The sequence below is a fragment of the Pseudomonas sp. R32 genome (assembly GCF_009866705.1).
In the GTDB taxonomy this organism is placed as follows: Bacteria; Pseudomonadota; Gammaproteobacteria; order Pseudomonadales; family Pseudomonadaceae; genus Aquipseudomonas; species Aquipseudomonas donghuensis.
The window spans coordinates 566,376-582,503 of the sequence record NZ_CP019396.1 but is presented as its reverse complement, the minus strand read 5'-3'; the positions used below and the strand labels follow the sequence as shown (position 1 = coordinate 582,503).

General features: G+C 62.9%; 12 protein-coding genes. 3 read left to right on the top strand and 9 right to left on the bottom strand.

The features are described 5' to 3' along the window. Nucleotides 1–136: 136 nt before the first annotated feature. The 5 genes from PspR32_RS02545 to PspR32_RS02525 all read right to left on the bottom strand — a co-directional run bounded on the left by PspR32_RS02545 (nucleotide 137) and on the right by PspR32_RS02525 (nucleotide 5,219). Nucleotides 137–853: an ABC transporter ATP-binding protein gene (locus PspR32_RS02545; protein WP_010221628.1), complete on the bottom strand. Its 717-nt coding sequence runs from the start codon at nucleotides 851–853 to the stop codon at nucleotides 137–139. Next, nucleotides 850–1,725: an ABC transporter ATP-binding protein gene (locus tag PspR32_RS02540; RefSeq protein ID WP_010221627.1), complete on the bottom strand. Its 876-nt coding sequence runs from the start codon at nucleotides 1,723–1,725 to the stop codon at nucleotides 850–852. The genes PspR32_RS02545 and PspR32_RS02540 overlap by 4 nt, the downstream gene beginning before the upstream one ends. Further along, a complete protein-coding gene (livM, locus tag PspR32_RS02535; protein WP_010221626.1) occupies nucleotides 1,722–3,005 on the bottom strand; it encodes a high-affinity branched-chain amino acid ABC transporter permease LivM in 1,284 nt (427 codons plus the stop codon). The genes PspR32_RS02540 and livM overlap by 4 nt, the downstream gene beginning before the upstream one ends. Before the next feature lie 2 nt (nucleotides 3,006–3,007). Beyond that, nucleotides 3,008–3,922 carry an ABC transporter permease subunit gene (locus PspR32_RS02530; RefSeq protein WP_010221625.1) on the bottom strand — a complete coding sequence of 305 codons (915 nt, stop codon included), beginning with the start codon at nucleotides 3,920–3,922 and terminating at the stop codon, nucleotides 3,008–3,010. Between the two features lie 160 nt (nucleotides 3,923–4,082). Next, nucleotides 4,083–5,219, bottom strand: a complete 1,137-nt coding sequence (locus PspR32_RS02525) for a branched-chain amino acid ABC transporter substrate-binding protein (RefSeq protein WP_010221624.1) — start codon at nucleotides 5,217–5,219, stop codon at nucleotides 4,083–4,085. 470 nt (nucleotides 5,220–5,689) lie between these two features. Between PspR32_RS02525 and pncB the strand changes: the two genes are divergently transcribed. Then, entirely contained in the window at nucleotides 5,690–6,892 is a 1,203-nt protein-coding gene (gene pncB / locus PspR32_RS02520; protein ID WP_010221623.1) for a nicotinate phosphoribosyltransferase, read from the top strand. 3 nt (nucleotides 6,893–6,895) lie between these two features. Beyond that, nucleotides 6,896–7,723 (top strand): ammonia-dependent NAD(+) synthetase, encoded by an 828-nt coding sequence (gene nadE / locus PspR32_RS02515; protein ID WP_010221622.1) that lies wholly within the window; start codon nucleotides 6,896–6,898, stop codon nucleotides 7,721–7,723. 95 nt (nucleotides 7,724–7,818) lie between these two features. On the opposite strand, the gene azu is transcribed toward nadE, so the two are convergent. Further along, nucleotides 7,819–8,265 (bottom strand): azurin, encoded by a 447-nt coding sequence (azu, locus tag PspR32_RS02510; protein ID WP_010221621.1) that lies wholly within the window; start codon nucleotides 8,263–8,265, stop codon nucleotides 7,819–7,821. A gap of 354 nt (nucleotides 8,266–8,619) precedes the next feature. Between azu and PspR32_RS02505 the strand changes: the two genes are divergently transcribed. Further along, nucleotides 8,620–9,207, top strand: a complete 588-nt coding sequence (locus tag PspR32_RS02505; RefSeq protein WP_010221620.1) for a TIGR00730 family Rossman fold protein — start codon at nucleotides 8,620–8,622, stop codon at nucleotides 9,205–9,207. Between the two features lie 90 nt (nucleotides 9,208–9,297). Here PspR32_RS02505 and PspR32_RS02500 read toward each other — a convergent pair whose 3' ends face one another. The 3 genes from PspR32_RS02500 to PspR32_RS02490 are packed head-to-tail and all read right to left on the bottom strand — an operon-like array spanning nucleotide 9,298 to nucleotide 16,013. Beyond that, on the bottom strand, nucleotides 9,298–10,203 hold the full coding sequence (locus PspR32_RS02500; protein WP_010221619.1) for a transglutaminase family protein: 906 nt from the start codon (nucleotides 10,201–10,203) through the stop codon (nucleotides 9,298–9,300). Continuing rightward, a complete protein-coding gene (locus PspR32_RS02495; protein WP_159388046.1) occupies nucleotides 10,203–12,689 on the bottom strand; it encodes a circularly permuted type 2 ATP-grasp protein in 2,487 nt (828 codons plus the stop codon). Before PspR32_RS02495 ends, PspR32_RS02500 begins: the two co-directional genes overlap by 1 nt. A gap of 39 nt (nucleotides 12,690–12,728) precedes the next feature. Beyond that, a complete protein-coding gene (locus tag PspR32_RS02490) occupies nucleotides 12,729–16,013 on the bottom strand; it encodes a transglutaminase family protein (RefSeq protein ID WP_159388045.1) in 3,285 nt (1,094 codons plus the stop codon). Nucleotides 16,014–16,128 lie beyond the last annotated feature (115 nt).

The following is a 16,128-nucleotide window of genomic DNA, read 5'->3' as shown; positions in this document are numbered from 1 at the left end:
CAACTCAAAAGCTGATAAAACAGCCAGTTAAAGCGACTTTCTGTCGCGCCCAAAAGAACGTTACCGCAAGGTTTTCCACAAAACTGTGGACAAAAAAAGACGCCCCGTCAGGCGGGGCGCTTTTTCCAGCTACAGATCAGTGCCCGCCCAGATAAGCGTTACGCACCTCCTCGTTGACCAACAGCTCCTGGCCAGTGCCAGTCATGCGGATATGGCCGTTGACCATCACATACGCGCGGTCCGAGAGCTTCAGCGCATGGTTGGCGTTCTGCTCCACCAGGAAGATGGTCATGCCGGTCTGCGCCAGCTCGCGCAAGGTGGCGAAGATCTGCTTGACCACGATCGGCGCCAGGCCCAGCGACGGCTCATCGAGCAGCAGCAACTTGGGACGGCTCATCAGCGCCCGGGCGATGGCGAGCATTTGCTGCTCGCCGCCGGACATGGTCATGGCGCGCTGGTTGCGCCGCTCCTTGAGCCGTGGGAACAGCTCGAACATGCGCTGCATGTCCTCGCTGGCGAACGTGTCGCCAATGGGGATGGTGCCCATCATCAGGTTCTCTTCCACCGACATGTCGGGGAAAACCCGCCGGCCTTCCGGCGACTGGGCGATGCCGTTGGAGGCGATATAGTGCGAAGACTTGTGGGTAATGTCGGTGCCACGGTAGACGATCTGCCCGGCCGCCGCCCGCGGCTGGCCAAAGATCGACATCAGCAGGGTCGACTTGCCGGCACCGTTGGAGCCGATCAGGCTCACCGTTTCACCTTCATCGATGTGCAGCGAGACTTTTTTCAGGGCCTGGATCGGCCCGTAAAACACGTCGATCTCTTTCAGTTCGAGGATCGCTGTACTCATACCAGTTCCTCTTCATCGGCGCCCAGGTAAGCGGCAATCACCGTCGGGTTGTGACGGATGTCCTGTGGCGCGCCTTCGGCGATCAGTTTGCCGTGGTCGAGCACCACGATATGGTCGGAAATACTCATGACCATGCCCATGTCGTGCTCGATCAGCACCACGGTCAGGTCATGCTCGTCGCGCAGTACACGGATCATCTTGCTCAGCGCTTCGGTTTCCTGCGGGTTGAGGCCGGCGGCCGGTTCGTCCAGGCAAATGATTTGCGGGCGCGTGCACATGGCCCGGGCAATCTCCAGGCGACGTTGCTGCCCGTACGACAGCTCACCGGCCAGGCGGTTGGCACAGTCGACCAGGTCGACCACTTCCAGCCAGTAGAAGGCATGGTCCAGGGCATCGCTTTCGGCCTTGCGGTAGCCCTTGGTGTTGAGCACGCCAGCCAACAGGTTGCGGTTGACCCACATGTGCTGGGCTACCAGCAGGTTCTCGACCACCGACATTTCCCGAAACAGGCGAATATTCTGGAAAGTCCGCGCCAGGCCCGCGCGGTTGACCAGGTGGGTGCCGCCGAACATCTTGTAGTGCAGGCGGTTGATGAAGCGCTTGGGCGAGACGAAATCGCCCAGCCGGAAGCGCTCGCCCAACAGCTGGATCACGTTGGTGCGGGTGCCGCGCAGGTTCAGTTCGATGTTGCCGCCACTGGCTTTGTAGAAGCCGGTCAGGCAGTTGAACACCGTAGTCTTACCCGCACCGTTGGGGCCGATCAGGGCGAAGATGGAGTTGCGCTTGACCTTCAGGCTGACGTCACTGAGCGCCTTGATCCCGCCAAACTGCATCATCAGGTTGTCGACCGAGAGAATCACCTCATCGCTCATGGCGCTACTCCTTTACGCGGGACTACACCGGTACGGCTGATGCGAATCAGGCCGCGCGGTCTCCAGATCATCATCAGCACCATCAGCACGCCGAACAGCAGCACCCGGTACTCGGAGAAACTGCGCAGCAGCTCGGGCGCCACGGTCAGCACGAACGCCGCGATCACCACACCGACCGTCGAGCCCATGCCGCCGAGCACAACGATGGCGAGGATCAGCGCCGACTCGAAGAAGGTGAACGACGACGGGTTGACGAAGCCCTGGTAGCTGGCAAAAAACACCCCGGCAAGGCCGGCGGTGGAGGCGCCGAGAGTGAAGGCCGAGAGTTTCACCAGCACATGGTTCAAGCCCATGGAACGGCAAGCGATCTCGTCTTCGCGCAGCGCTTCCCAGGCGCGACCGACCGGCATGCGGGTCAAACGGTGCTTGATGTACAGCACCGCCAGCACCACCAGGAACAGCACGATGTAAATGAACAGGAATTTCAGGTTGGGGTTGTAATCAACGCCGAAGAACTCGTGGAACGGCACCCCGCCGTCCTTGGCCCGCCGGCCAAACTCCAGGCCCATGAAGGTTGGCGAAGGCACCGGCATGCCGTTGGGACCACCGGTGAACGACAGCCAGTTGTTGAGCACCAGACGGATGATTTCACCAAAGCCCAGCGTCACGATGGCCAGGTAGTCACCATGCATCCTCAGCACCGGGAAGCCCAATATGCACCCGGCCAGCGCCGCGGCCAGCGCCGCCAGCGGCAACACGGTCCAGAAGCCCAGCCCCAGGTACTGGTAACCCAGCGCCAGGCCATAGGCGCCGATGGCATAGAAGGCCACGTAGCCCAGGTCGAGCAGCCCCGCCAGACCGACCACGATGTTCAGGCCCAGGCCCAGCAGCACGTAGATCAGGCCGAGGATGACCACGGTGAGCAAGTACTTGTTGGCGAAGAACGGAAAGACGATGGCAATCACGATCAGTGCCGGGATGATCCAGCGCAGCCGCGACTTGTAGTCCGGCGCCAGCACGTGCACGCCGGAACCACTGCCCTCGAAGCCCTGGAGGATCGACTGGCCCTTGGGCGTCTGCAGGAACAGGCTGAGGATAAAGCGCCCGGCCATCACCCCGGCCACCAGCCAGGCAACACGGGTGGGTTCCAGGTTGAAACTGTAGCCGTCGAGCACCACGCCGACGATGGGCCCGAACACGATCAGGGAAATCAGCCCGGCGAGAATCGCATCGATCAGGCTGCGCTTGATATCGAATGTAGTTGTTTTGGCAGCAGACATACTTACACCTTCGCCACGAGTGGGCGACCCAGCAGGCCTTGGGGACGGAAGATCAGGATCAGCACCAGCAGCGAGAAACTGAACACGTCTTTGTAGTCGGAGTTGATCAGCCCGGAGAACAGCGACTCGGAAATACCGAGGATGATCCCGCCGAGCATGGCGCCCGGTAACGAGCCGATGCCACCGAGCACCGCGGCGGTGAAGGCCTTGATGCCGATGATGAAGCCGGCATAGAAGTCGAAGGTGCCGTAGTTCATGGTGATCAGTACGCCGGCCAGGGCCGCCATTACCGCACCGATGACGAACACATAGGAGATCACCCGGTCGGTGTTGATACCCAGGATCGAGGCCATCTTGCGATCCTGCTGGGTGGCCCGGCACATGCGCCCAAGCTTGGTGAACTTGATGATGTAGGTGAGTGCGGCCATGCCGACGAAGGCAGCCACCAGGATGAAGATCTTGGTGTAGGTCAGTTGGACGAAACCGGTGCCCACCTCGACGCGCCAGGCGCCTTCGAGCAGGGTCGGTACGCCTTGCTGGCGTGCGCCCTGGCTGATCTGCGCATAGTTCTGCAGGATCAGCGAGATACCGATGGCACTGATCAGCGGTGCCAGGCGGGTGGAGTTGCGCAGGGGTTTGTAGGCAATGCGTTCGATGGTCCAGCCGTAGACTCCAGTGACCACCACCGTGAAGATCAGCGTCCCGAGCATCAGCAAGGGGAAGGATTCGATACCGAAATACGCCAGCAATGCCAGGCTGATTGCCGCCAGATACGCGGAAATCATATACACCTCGCCGTGCGCGAAGTTGATCATGCCGATGATGCCATAGACCATTGTGTAGCCGATGGCGATCAGGCCATAGACAGACCCGAGGGTCAGCCCATTGACCAGTTGCTGCAGGAAAATACCATCCATAACGCAATCTCACGTATTTGAGATTGCACAAGCGCCGACTACGGTGAGCCCTGGATGAAGCGGCTCTCGCAGCGCAGGGTTGTGCAGATCTACGAGAAAAGACAGGTACGGCGCAAAACCGGGCAGCGACCCGGGCACAGGCCCGGGTCGCCTACCGTTGTTATTTTTGTTTTTCCAGTTGGTGATACTTGCCGTCCTTGTCCCACTGGTAGACCACGTAGTCGGAGACCGTCAGGTCACCCTTGCTGTCCCACTTCTTCTCACCCATCACGGTTTGCACCGGGTTGGCCTTGAGCCACTTGGCAGCGTCTTCGCCCTTGTTCGACTTGGCGCCGTTGAAGGCGGCGGCCAGGGCCTGAACCGAGGCGTAGGCATACAGGGTGTAGCCTTCAGGTTCGGTGCCGCCTTTGCGGAACTCTTCAACCACTGCCTTGCTGTCTGGCAGCAGGCGCGGGTCGGCGCCGAAGGTCATGTACACGCCATCGACGTACTGCGGGCCGCCAGCGGTGGCGACCAGTTCGTCAGTGACGATGCCGTCGTCGGACATGAACTTGACGTCTTTCAGACCCGCCTCACGCAGTTGCCGGACCAGTGGGCCGGCTTCCGGGTGCAGGCCACCGAAGTAGACGACGTCGGCACCGGTTCCGCGGATCTTGGTGACCACAGCGCTGAAGTCCTTCTCGCCACGGGTCAGGCCTTCATACAGCACTGGTGTCACGCCGCGTTTGACCAGTTGAGCCTTGGTCGCATCGGCCAGGCCCTGGCCGTAGGTGTCCTTGTCGTGCAGGACCACGACCTTCTTGCCCTTGAGCACATCGACGATGTAGTCGCCGGCGACGATGCCCTGCTGGTCATCACGCCCGCACATGCGGAACATGCCGGTCAGGCCGCGTTCGGTAACTTGCGGGTTGGTCGAACCCGGGGTGATGGCGATGACACCGGCTTCGTCGTACACCTCCGAAGCGGGGATGGTATTGGACGAGCAGAAGTGCCCGACCACACCGACGACCTTTTCCTGATCAACCAGGCGGTTGGCCACGGCCACGGCCTGCTTCGGCTCGCAGGCATCGTCACCCTTGACCAGCTGAATCTTCTCGCCGTTGACACCGCCTGCGGCGTTGATCTTGTCGGCCGCCGCCTGTGCACCTTTCATGTACTGCTCGCCAAACGCTGCGTTGGCACCGGTCATCGGGCCTGCTACGCCGATCTTGATGTCGGCCTGAACATACGAAGAAACGCCCAGCGCCGTAGCCACGGCAAGGGCCAGAAAGCCTTTCTTGTAAAACGTCTGCGACATGAGGTGGTGCTCCTGGAGTTTTTTTTGGTTGGCACTACAACTTTCAGCAATTGCTCTGAGCAAGCGCCGTGCCAGTGGTTTTTTATTCTGGAAAAACTCGTGAACAAGTTGCAGTGCAAGGATTCGCGGCCTTTTTTTATTGGTCGTGCAACCGTCTGCCTCACGGCAAGCGCCACCCGTTCCAGCAAAAAAGAGCAACCGCGAAGTGCCATCATTGCAACCCTTGGTTGTGGTTACGTGCAACCGGCCTGTAACAGGATGCGTAACCGAACTGCACATCCTTGGTGCGCGACTGCTACAGCGGGCACCATTACAGGCTAGCCGCTGAGCGCTAAAAGCGCCGCTACCTGTAGCCTGCTACTGAATTACCCCAGGCCTGGCCTGCCCCCGCAGCGATAAAGGCTGGCACAATGCGCAGGTCTGTGCGTCGTCGCGGCTGGTGATGGCGTGCGCCCCCTTTGGAGCCCTTTATGAGCGAGAGTGCATTTGCCGATCGCATCGTGCAGAACCTGCTCGACACCGATTTCTACAAGCTGACCATGATGCAGGCCGTGCTGCACAACTACCCCAACGTCGACGTTGAATGGGAGTTCCGCTGCCGCAATGGTGAAGACCTGCGCCCTTATCTGGCGCAGATCCGCGAACAGATCGAGCAACTGTGCGAACTGAGCCTGGGTAATGGCCAGTTGGGTTTTCTTGAGCAGATCAGCTTCATGAAGCCGGACTTCTTGCGCTTTCTCGGGCTGTTCCGTTTCAACCTGCGCTACCTGCAACTGGGGGTGGAGAACGATCAGCTGTACCTGCGCCTGCGCGGGCCCTGGCTGCACGTGATCCTGTTTGAAGTGCCTTTGCTTGCGATCATCAGCGAAGTACGCAACCGCCATCGTCATCCGCAGGCAAAGCTCAGCGACGCACGCGACCAGCTGTACCGCAAGTTCGACTGGCTCAAGGCCAATGCCAGCAGCGACGAGCTGGCCGAGTTGCAGGTCGCCGACTTCGGCACCCGCCGACGCTTCTCCTACAAGGTTCAGGAAGAAGTAGTACGGGTGCTCAAGGAAGATTTCCCGGCGCGCTTTGTCGGCACCAGTAACGTGCACCTGGCACGGAAACTGGATATCAAGCCCTTGGGGACCATGGCCCATGAATGGATCATGGCCCATCAACAACTGGGGCCGCGGCTGATCGACAGCCAGATCGCCGCGCTCGATTGCTGGGTGCGCGAATACCGCGGGCTGCTTGGCATCGCCCTGACCGACTGCATCACCATGGATGCCTTCCTGAGCGATTTCGACCTGTACTTTGCCAAGCTGTTCGACGGCCTGCGCCATGACTCGGGCGACCCGGTGCAGTGGGCGGAAAAGGCCATCGCCCACTACCGCAAGCTGGGGATCGACCCGATGACCAAGACCCTGGTGTTCTCCGACGGCCTGAACCTGACCAAGTCGCTGGAGATCTTCCGTGCCCTGCGCGGACGGATCAACGTCAGCTTCGGCATCGGCACCAACCTCACCTGCGACCTGCCCGGGGTGGCGCCGATGAGCATCGTGCTTAAAATGACCGACTGTAACGGCCAGCCCGTCGCCAAGATTTCCGATGAGGCGGCCAAGACCCAATGCCGCGACGAAAACTTCGTCGCCTACCTGCGCCACGTCTTCAAAGTGTCCAAGGAGTAATTCATGCAAGCCGTCCAGCGAGAGATTGCGCAAGCGCTCAAGGTCCAGCCGCCGTTTACCGACAGCGCCGCGCTCGACGCCGAAGTCGCCCGGCGCGTGGCGTTCATCAAGACCTGCCTGAGCAACGCACGGCTCAAGACCCTGGTGCTGGGCATCAGCGGCGGCGTCGACTCGTTGACCGCGGCGCTGATGGCGCAACGGGCGATCAACGAACTGCGCCGCGAGACCGGTGACGAGCAGTACCGCTTCATCGCCGTGCGCCTGCCCTACCAACTGCAGCACGACGAGCACGATGCCCAGGCCTGCCTGGAGGTGATCAAGGCAGACGAGGTGCACACCGTCGACATCGCCCCGGCCGTGCGGGCCCTGGCAGCCGAGGTCGAGGCCCTGGAGAACGGCACGCCGGCAATGGTCGACTTTGTCGTCGGCAATACCAAGGCGCGCATGCGCATGGTTGCTCAGTACACCATCGCCGGCGCCCGTCAGGGCCTGGTGATCGGCACCGACCACGCCGCCGAAGCGGTGATGGGCTTCTTTACCAAGTTTGGTGATGGTTCCTGCGACCTGGCACCGCTCAGCGGCCTGGTGAAGAACCAGGTACGGGCCATCGCGCGCAGCTTTGGCGCGCCGCACTCATTGGTGGAAAAGGTCCCGACGGCGGACCTGGAAGACCTGGCGCCCGGCAAGCCGGACGAAGCATCCCACGGGGTGACCTATGCGCAGATCGATGCGTTCCTGCATGGCGAGCCGGTGAGCCAGGAAGCCTTCGACATCATCAGCGCCACGTACCGCAAGACCCAGCACAAGCGCGAGATGCCGTTCGCGCCTTGAGGCGCTGATTGAATCGCCGGCAACGCCGGCTCCCGCAGTAATCGGTGTGGGAGCCGGCGTTGCCGGCGATGGGCTGCAAAGCAGCCCCAGGGCAATTACTTCAGGGTAACAGTGCCTTTCATCATCGAGATGTGGCCAGGGAACGAGCAGAAGAAGCCGTACTTCTCGTCTGCCTTGAGCTTGGACACGTCGATGGTCAGCGAATCCTTCTCGCCAGCGCCAATGATCTTGGTATGGGCGATCACGCGCGCGTCGCCTTCTTTCAGGTAGCTCTTGTCGATGCCAGCCGCCAGGCCGTCGGTGGCGATTGGCTGCATGTCAGCTTCTTTGCTGATCACCAGGTTGTGGCCCATGACGTTCTTCGGCAACGAACCGGAGTGGGTCAGCTCGACGGTGAAGGTCTTGCAGCTCTTGTCGATTTCGATGGCCTTGGTGTTGAAGGACATCTGGTCGGTGGAGTCGATCGTCGCCTTGCACTCAGCGGCAAATACCTGAGTGCTGGCGAGGGTCAGCAAGGATACTGCTACAACTTTGGCAAACATCGTGAATCTCCATGGCAGGGGTTTTTATCAGTTTGAAGACTGCCTGAAACCGCAAGACCGGCCCATGATGTGGGTCAAGCGCTGGCCGAAGAGCCAGGCAGTGAATTTGTTCTATGGATTGTATACAGGAAATCTAAGTGCCCATCATGCACCTTTGAGGGAGGATGAGACAACCTCTCATTTAGGAGTAAATGATCATGTCCTTTGGTACTTTCCTGAACAGCCTTCTGGCCGCCTACGCCTGCGGCGCTGCAGGCGCCTCCTGCGAGTTTGCCCGGCCGGAGTGAACACTGCGGGCTTGGAAGCGAGCGGCCAGCGCCTTACTCTGTGCACGCTTGTAACCGGAGAGAAGCAATGCCCGTACGTTCCGTTTGTGTATTCTGTGGCGCCAGCACCGGCGTCAACCCGGCCTACCGCGAGGCGGCCATCGCCCTCGGCCAGGCCATCGCCGAGCGCGGCCTGACCCTGGTCTACGGCGGTGGCGCCGTGGGCTTGATGGGTATCGTTGCCGATGCGGCCATGGCTGCGGGCGGCGAGGTGATCGGCATCATCCCCGAAGCGCTGAAAAACGCCGAGATCGGCCACACCGGCCTGACCCGCCTGGAAGTGGTCGACGGCATGCACGCGCGCAAGGCACGCATGGCTGAACTGAGCGACGCCTTCGTCGCCCTCCCGGGCGGCCTGGGAACCCTGGAAGAACTGTTCGAAGTCTGGACCTGGGGCCAATTGGGCTACCACGCCAAGCCGCTGGGCCTGCTCGACGTCAACGGCTTCTACAGCAAGCTGGGCAGCTTTCTCGACCATGTGGTGGAAGAGGGCTTCGTACGCCCGCAACACCGCGCCATGCTGCAACTGGCCGACTCGCCCGCCGAGCTGCTCGACGCCATGGACAGCTTCGAAGCCCCGGTCCTGCCCAAGTGGGTCGACAAAAAGCCTGACTGACTGTGGGAGCGGGCTTGACCCGCGATCGAGCGCGTAGCGGTCGCAATCCAGGCAACACCTGATGGGCCTTATCGCGGGTCAAGCCCGCTCCTACAAGGCAGCGGCTTCATCCAGCGGCATCACCGTGACCTGCACCTGCGGGTCATGGCTGCCGCCACCGAGGATCACCCCGCGCAACGGCGACACATCGGAAAAGTCCCGGCCCCAGGCCAGGGTGATGTGCTCCAGCGCCGGGCGCAGGTTGTTGGTGGGGTCGAAATCGATCCAGCCCTGCCCCGGGCAAAACACCGAAACCCACGCATGCGAGGCATCGGCACCAATCAGCCGTGGCTGGCCGGGTGGCGGACGGGTCAGCAGGTAGCCGCTGACATAGCGCGCCGCCAGCCCACGCGAACGCAGACAGGCGAGCATCAGGTGGGCAAAGTCCTGGCACACCCCACGACGGCGCTCCAGCACCTCCACCAGCGGCGTGGCGACCTGGGTAGCGTCGGCGTCGAAGGTGAACTCAGTAAAAATCTTCTCCATCAGCGCCTGCACGCCCGCCAGCAATGCCTGCCCGGGTTGAAAACAGGACTCGCTGAAGGCAACGAAGCGCTGCTTGAGCCGCACATAAGGTGACTCGAAGCGGTAGCGACAGGCTTCCAGAGCCGCGCTCGAAAGCGGCTGATTGGCATAGGTCAGGGCATCGCGTACCTGCTCCCACGCGGGCGCCGCGGCAAAGTCCGGCGCGGCCCGCTCCAGCACTTCGATTTGCAAACGCGCCACCACCCGCAACTGCTCATGCTGGCGCTCGAATGCCAGGCGGGTCAGCGGGTTGCCGAACACATCCCAGTCATCACGGCGCTGGGTCGGCTGCGGGCTGACCTGCAGGGCCTGGGCCGTACAGCGTTGCCAGGCACAAGGCCGCGGCCACAGGTGCGCCAGCTGCTGGGCCAGGGACACCGGGCTGTCGTAGCGGTAGTGGGTGTCGTGAACGATCTGGTAGCGGGCACTCATCACAGCGACACCGTCTGTTGGCTGACATCATCGACATGAGCGAAATGGCGTAGGGCCAGGCGCTCGGAGAGCTCGCCACTGGCGATGGTGACCGCTTGCAGCAGATCAGCCAGCCCGGCCAACACCGCCTGCACGCTGGCGTTGCCGAACAGTGGATGCTCCAGGCTGCGCAGGTCGAAGTGGCGCAATTGCTCAGCCAGCAGGGCCAGGGCCGGATCGCGAGGGCTGTCGAACTCTTCGCTCAAGCGCTGGTTGGCACGCACCAGCAGCTTGAGCTGGAACAGCACCGCGTGGGGGTTTTGTTCATCGAGCAACAACAGATCGAGCACCGGGATCAGTTGCGCAACGGCCAGATAACGCGAGCGATAAGTGATGCTGCTGTTGCCCAGCTCCAGCAACCATTCAAGCCCGGCTTGATCGTACACCGCCGGCCCGCGCAGAAACGCCGCCAGGCTACTGCACAGCGATTGCAGACGCTCGATGCGCCGGCCAAGCATCAAAAAGCGCCAGCCCTCGTCGCGGGTCATATCGTCCAGGGCAAACCCCGAGAGCGCCGCCAGCGACATCACCAGGCGGTTGAGAACATCCACCCGTTCGCCGAAATCCGCCTCGCCATCCTCCAGGCATTGCGCCTCCCGCTGCAGCTCGACCAGCGCCTGCCAGTTCTCCCGTGAGAGCTTGCCGCGCACCTGCGACGCCGCCCACTGCAGGCGCAGCAGGTTGGCGCGCAGGCTGAACGCCCAGTCCGCATCATCCAGCGCCGCGCGCAAGCGCCCGGGCAAGTCGCCCTCCTCCGGCAGCAGCGACAACTCATCGGCCAGCTCCACCGCTGCTTGCAAGGCCAGCGGATCGTCGCCGTCCAGGTAACGGGTTAGGATGATCCGCAGCAAACGCGCACTGGCATCGCAACGCTCGCAGTAGCGTCCGAACCAGAACAGGTTCTCTACCACGCGCGATGGCAGGTAAGGGTCCTGACGGATCAATTCGGCCACACCGATAGTGCGCTGGGCCCGCCACTGTTCACCCTGTGGTGCCGCCTCGCCAAGTACCCAAGTGTCCTTGCTGGCGCCGCCGCGCTGCATCGACACCACTTCGGCATCGGCCTGGGCCGCGACCCGGGTCAGGCCACCGGGCAACACCCGATACCCCTCGGCCGTGGCCACCGCGTACACGCGCATGCCAATGGCCCGCGCCTGCAACTGGCCCTGTTCGGCCTGCCACACCGGCGCCTGGGACAACTGCGCCAACGCCTGGGCCACGTAGGCATAGGGCCGGGCCTGGATGCGCTCGGCCAAGGCCTGGCGTTGGGCCGGGTCGAGGTCGCGACCGAACACCGGGCTGAAACTCTGCGAGGGAAACGCCGGCCTGACCACCAACATGGGCAACTGCTCCAGGGCGCGGGCCATCACCGGAGGCTCACCACACCACCAGGTGGCAATCGACGGCAGGCTCAGGTCTTCAGCAAAAAAACGCTGGTTGATCGCGGGCAAAAAGCCGAGCAGGCCAGGCGATTCCAGCACCCCGCTACCCAGTGCATTGGCCACCAGCACCCGGCCCTGGCGCACCGCATCAAGCAAACCGGGCACGCCCAGGGCCGAATCGGTGCGCAGCTCCAGCGGGTCGCAGAAGTCATCGTCCAGGCGGCGCATGATCGCGTGCACCCGACGCAAGCCGCTCAAAGTCTTGAGGTACACCGTGGCGTCGCGCACGGTCAGGTCGCTGCCCTCGACCAGTGGATAACCCAGTTGCCGAGCCAGGTACAGGTGCTCGAAATAGCTCTCGTTAAAGCGCCCCGGAGTCAGCAGCACCACCAGCGGCGCGTCCTTGTCGCTTGGCGCCAGACGCGCCAGGGTCTGTTGCAGGGTGCGGAAAAACCCGGACAGGTGCTGCACTTGCAGATCGCGGTAGAGCTCGGGCAAGGCCCGCGAGACGATGGTGCGGTTTTCCAGCGCGAAACCTGCACCCGACGGCGCCTGGGTACGGTCGGCGGTTACCCACCAGCGACCGTCCGGGGCGCGAGCAAGGTCCACGGCGTAGATATGCAGGTAAGTCCCTTCCGGCGCGGCGATACCCTGGCAGGGCCAGAGAAAATTGTTATGGCCATAGACCAGCTCGGCCGGCAGCAGGCCTTCACGGATCAACTGCTGCGGCCCGTAGATATCGGCCAGCACCGCATTGAGCAAACGCGCGCGCTGTTCAACTCCGGCCGCCAGCTGCTGCCATTCGGCGGCCGGCAGCAGGTGCGGCAACAGGTCCAGCTCCCACGGCCGGTCGGCGCCCTTGGGGTCGGCATAAACGTTGTAGGTGATGCCGTTCTCGCGTAACTGGCGGGTCAACGAGGCCTGGCGTTGAGCCAGTTGCGCCGGCCCGCTGCGCTGCAGGTAGGCGCACAGCGGTTGCCAATGGCCACGCACGGCGCCTTGGCCTTCGAGCATCTCGTGATAGGTCCCCGCACTCAGCGGGTAAGCATCAAACAGGTCAGGCATGGCAATGCTCGAAGGCCACAAGTCAGTTCAGAGTAGCGCTCAGCTGCGGCGCAAATCCAGGGTAAAGGGTAGTTCCGGGTTCACCTGCGGCTCAGCGATCGCCATCACGCCCGGGCTGTGTCCGAGGCGGAAGAAGCGCGCCTGACGCCGGCTCTGGGCTTCGTTGGCATTGACCGGCAGGGTCTGGTAACTGCGCCCGCCCGGATGGGCGACATGGTACTGGCAGCCGCCTAGCGAACGGCCCATCCAGGTGTCCAGCAGGTCGAACACCAGCGGCACATGCACCGCGATGGTCGGCTGCAAACAATTGGCAGGCTGCCAGGCGCGATAGCGCACGGCGGCGACGAACTCACCGACCCGCCCGGTTGCCTGCAAGGGTAGCGCCCGACCGTTACAGGTCAGTTGATAGCGCTCCGGCGACAGGCCGCTGACCTTGACCTGCAGGCGCTCCAGCGACGAATCGACATAACGCACGGTGGCACCGCCACTGCCCTCCTCGCCCAGTACATGCCAGGGCTCCAGGGCCTGGCGCAGTTCCAGTTCAATGCCATTGACGGCAAAGTCGCCGACCTTGGGAAAGCGAAACTCCAGGTGCGCGGCGAACCACTCGGCCCGCAGCGGGTAACCTGCGGCGTTGAGCTCGACCAGCACATCAGCGAAGTCCTGCTCGATAAAGTGCGGCAGCATGAACCGGTCATGCAGTTCGGTCCCCCAGCGGGCCAGGCGCTTGGGCGCATAAGGTTCACGCCAGAAACGCGCGACCAAGGCACGCAGCAGCAGTTGCTGGACCAGGCTCATGCGTGCATGCGGCGGCATCTCGAAGGCACGCAGCTCAAGCAAACCCAGGCGCCCGGCCGGACCCTCCGGGGAATACAGTTTGTCGATGCAGAACTCGGCGCGATGGGTGTTGCCGGTAACGTCGATCAGCAGGTTGCGCAGCAGCCGGTCGACCAGCCACGGCGGGCATTGCTCACCGGCCTCGGGCATCTGCGCGAAGGCGATTTCCAGCTCATACAGGGCATCGTTACGCGCTTCATCAACCCGCGGCGCCTGGGACGTCGGGCCGATGAACAGGCCGGAAAACAGGTAGGACAATGACGGATGGTTGTGCCAGTAGCTGATCGGGCTGCGCAGCAGGTCGGGGCGGCGCAGGAAGGGGGAGTCGGCCGGCGTCGCGCCGCCAAGGACGAAATGGTTGCCGCCACCGGTACCGGTGTGACGGCCGTCGATCATGAATTTTTCGCAGCTCAAGCGCGTCAGCCGCGCCTGTTCGTAGAGAAACTCGGTGCGCTCCACCAATTCATCCCAACTGGCCGAAGGCTGCACGTTGACCTCGATGACGCCGGGGTCGGGGGTGACTTTGAAATTGGCCAGGCGCGGATCGGCCGGTGGCTCGTAGCCTTCGAGGATGACCGGGCAATGCAGCTCGGCCGCGGTGGCTTCGATCACTGCGAGCAGCTCGAGGTAATCCTCCAGCCGTGACAGCGGCGGCATGAACAGGTACAACCGCCCCTCACGCGGCTCGGCGCACAGCGCCGTGCGCGTCAGCCAGTCTGCCGAAGCATCGATCTCGGGGGCTGCGCGCTCCTGCTGGTCGACTGCCTGCTGCGCACTGGCCTTGAGCAACTCTTCACAACCGGGCAAGTCGCCCAAGGTCTGGTTCGGGTCGGCGGGGTGCACATAGGGGTATTCAGCGGCCTTGACCCAAGGCTGCGCCGCCAGCGGCAAGCGATAGCCAAGCGGCGAGTCGCCAGGCACCAGCCGGCAATGTTCATCACGCAGGTACCAGCGCCCACTCTGCCAGCGTTGTTCGTCGGCGCTGCGGGCCAGCGGCAGAACCTGGCCGATGACCTGGTCCAGGCCCTGGCCAAACACCTTGCGCAGCCTCGCCCGTTCCATCTCGTCGTTCAGGCGCGCATCGTCGGCGCGCACATTGGACGGCAAGCCGCCCTCGCGCCATAGGTAATAGAGGTGGTCTTCATAAGCGGCGAAGACATAGCGTGGCGGCAGCTTCAGCCGTTCGGCAACGCTGGCCAGGAAGCGCCCGGCCAGGTTGCTGTCGGCACCGAGGTCCTCCTGCTCGTCGGCAATCAACGCCGGGTTGCTCCACAACGGCACACCATCGCGGCGCCAGAAGCAGTTGAGCGACCAGCGCGGCAGCTGCTCCCCCGGATACCACTTGCCCTGGCCGAAGTGCACCAGAGCGCTGGGGGCGTAATGCTTGTACAGGCGCTGGAACAGTTCGCCCGCCAGGCGCCGCTTGTTCGCACCCAACGCGGCGGTATTCCACTCGGCGCCGTCAGGGTCGTCGATGGCCACGAAGGTCGGTTCACCGCCCATGGTCAGGCGTACATCCGCCGCTTTCAGGTCGCTATCCACCTGCCGCCCGAGGGCAACGATGGCCTGCCATTGCTCATCGCTGTAGGGCAACGTCACCCGTGGCGATTCCCACAGGCGCTCGACGCTCATGTCATGTTCGAAGGTGCATGCGCAGGGCTCGACCAGGCCACTGATCGGCGCCGCTGAAGTCGGATCGGAACTACAGGCCAATGGAATATGACCTTCACCGGCAAACAGCCCTGAGGTGGCGTCCAGGCCGACCCAGCCAGCACCTGGCAGGTACACCTCGCACCAGGCGTGCAGGTCGGTGAAATCTTCTTCGGTGCCGGACGGCCCGTCCAGCGACTTGATGTCGGCCGTCAGCTGAATCAGATAACCGGAGACAAACCGCGCCGCCAAGCCCAGGTGGCGCAGCAGTTGCACCAACAGCCAGGCCGAATCGCGGCAGGAGCCGGAGCCCAGTTCCAAGGTCTGCTCCGGGGTTTGCACGCCAGGCTCCAGGCGAATCAGGTAACTGATGTCTTCGCTCAGGCGCTGATTGAGCGCCACCAGGAAATCGACGCTGGCTTGCGGCGCGCGCTCGATGCTTTGCAGGTAGGTGGCGAACATCGGCGTCAGCGGCAGCTGTTCCAGGTAGGGCATCAGCTCATGGCGTTCGTCACGGCCATAGCTAAAGGGAATCTGCTCGGCGTAGGGTTCAAGGAAGAAGTCGAAAGGGTTGAACACCGCCATCTCGGCGACCAGGTCGACTTCGACACGCAGGCTGTCGGTCTTTTCCGGAAACACCAGGCGCGCCAGGTAATTGCCCTGTGGGTCCTGCTGCCAATTGATGAAATGCCCACCCGGTTGCACTTTCAGTCCGTAGGAAAGGATCCGCGTGCGGCTGTGGGCCGCCGGACGCAGGCGCACGATTTGCGGGCCCAGTTCAACCGCGCGGTCGTAGCGGTATTCGGTGACATGGTGCAAGGCGACATGAATCGACACGGCGGGCCTCCTGCGAGCCTGGGCGGTAGTGGAACCGCGCAAGACTTGTGCCATGGCCCCAGGCCTGCGATTCCTTGCATGCAGCCCGTACCGTCGCACTCAAAACGCACCGTAG

Coding starts and splice junctions, on each gene's coding strand:
- PspR32_RS02545 (WP_010221628.1), bottom strand. CDS start 853: ATGAGTACAGCGATCCTCGAACTGAAAGAGATCGACGTGTTTTACGGG.
- PspR32_RS02540 (WP_010221627.1), bottom strand. CDS start 1,725: ATGAGCGATGAGGTGATTCTCTCGGTCGACAACCTGATGATGCAGTTT.
- livM (WP_010221626.1), bottom strand. CDS start 3,005: ATGTCTGCTGCCAAAACAACTACATTCGATATCAAGCGCAGCCTGATC.
- PspR32_RS02530 (WP_010221625.1), bottom strand. CDS start 3,922: ATGGATGGTATTTTCCTGCAGCAACTGGTCAATGGGCTGACCCTCGGG.
- PspR32_RS02525 (WP_010221624.1), bottom strand. CDS start 5,219: ATGTCGCAGACGTTTTACAAGAAAGGCTTTCTGGCCCTTGCCGTGGCT.
- pncB (WP_010221623.1), top strand. CDS start 5,690: ATGAGCGAGAGTGCATTTGCCGATCGCATCGTGCAGAACCTGCTCGAC.
- nadE (WP_010221622.1), top strand. CDS start 6,896: ATGCAAGCCGTCCAGCGAGAGATTGCGCAAGCGCTCAAGGTCCAGCCG.
- azu (WP_010221621.1), bottom strand. CDS start 8,265: ATGTTTGCCAAAGTTGTAGCAGTATCCTTGCTGACCCTCGCCAGCACT.
- PspR32_RS02505 (WP_010221620.1), top strand. CDS start 8,620: ATGCCCGTACGTTCCGTTTGTGTATTCTGTGGCGCCAGCACCGGCGTC.
- PspR32_RS02500 (WP_010221619.1), bottom strand. CDS start 10,203: ATGAGTGCCCGCTACCAGATCGTTCACGACACCCACTACCGCTACGAC.
- PspR32_RS02495 (WP_159388046.1), bottom strand. CDS start 12,689: ATGCCTGACCTGTTTGATGCTTACCCGCTGAGTGCGGGGACCTATCAC.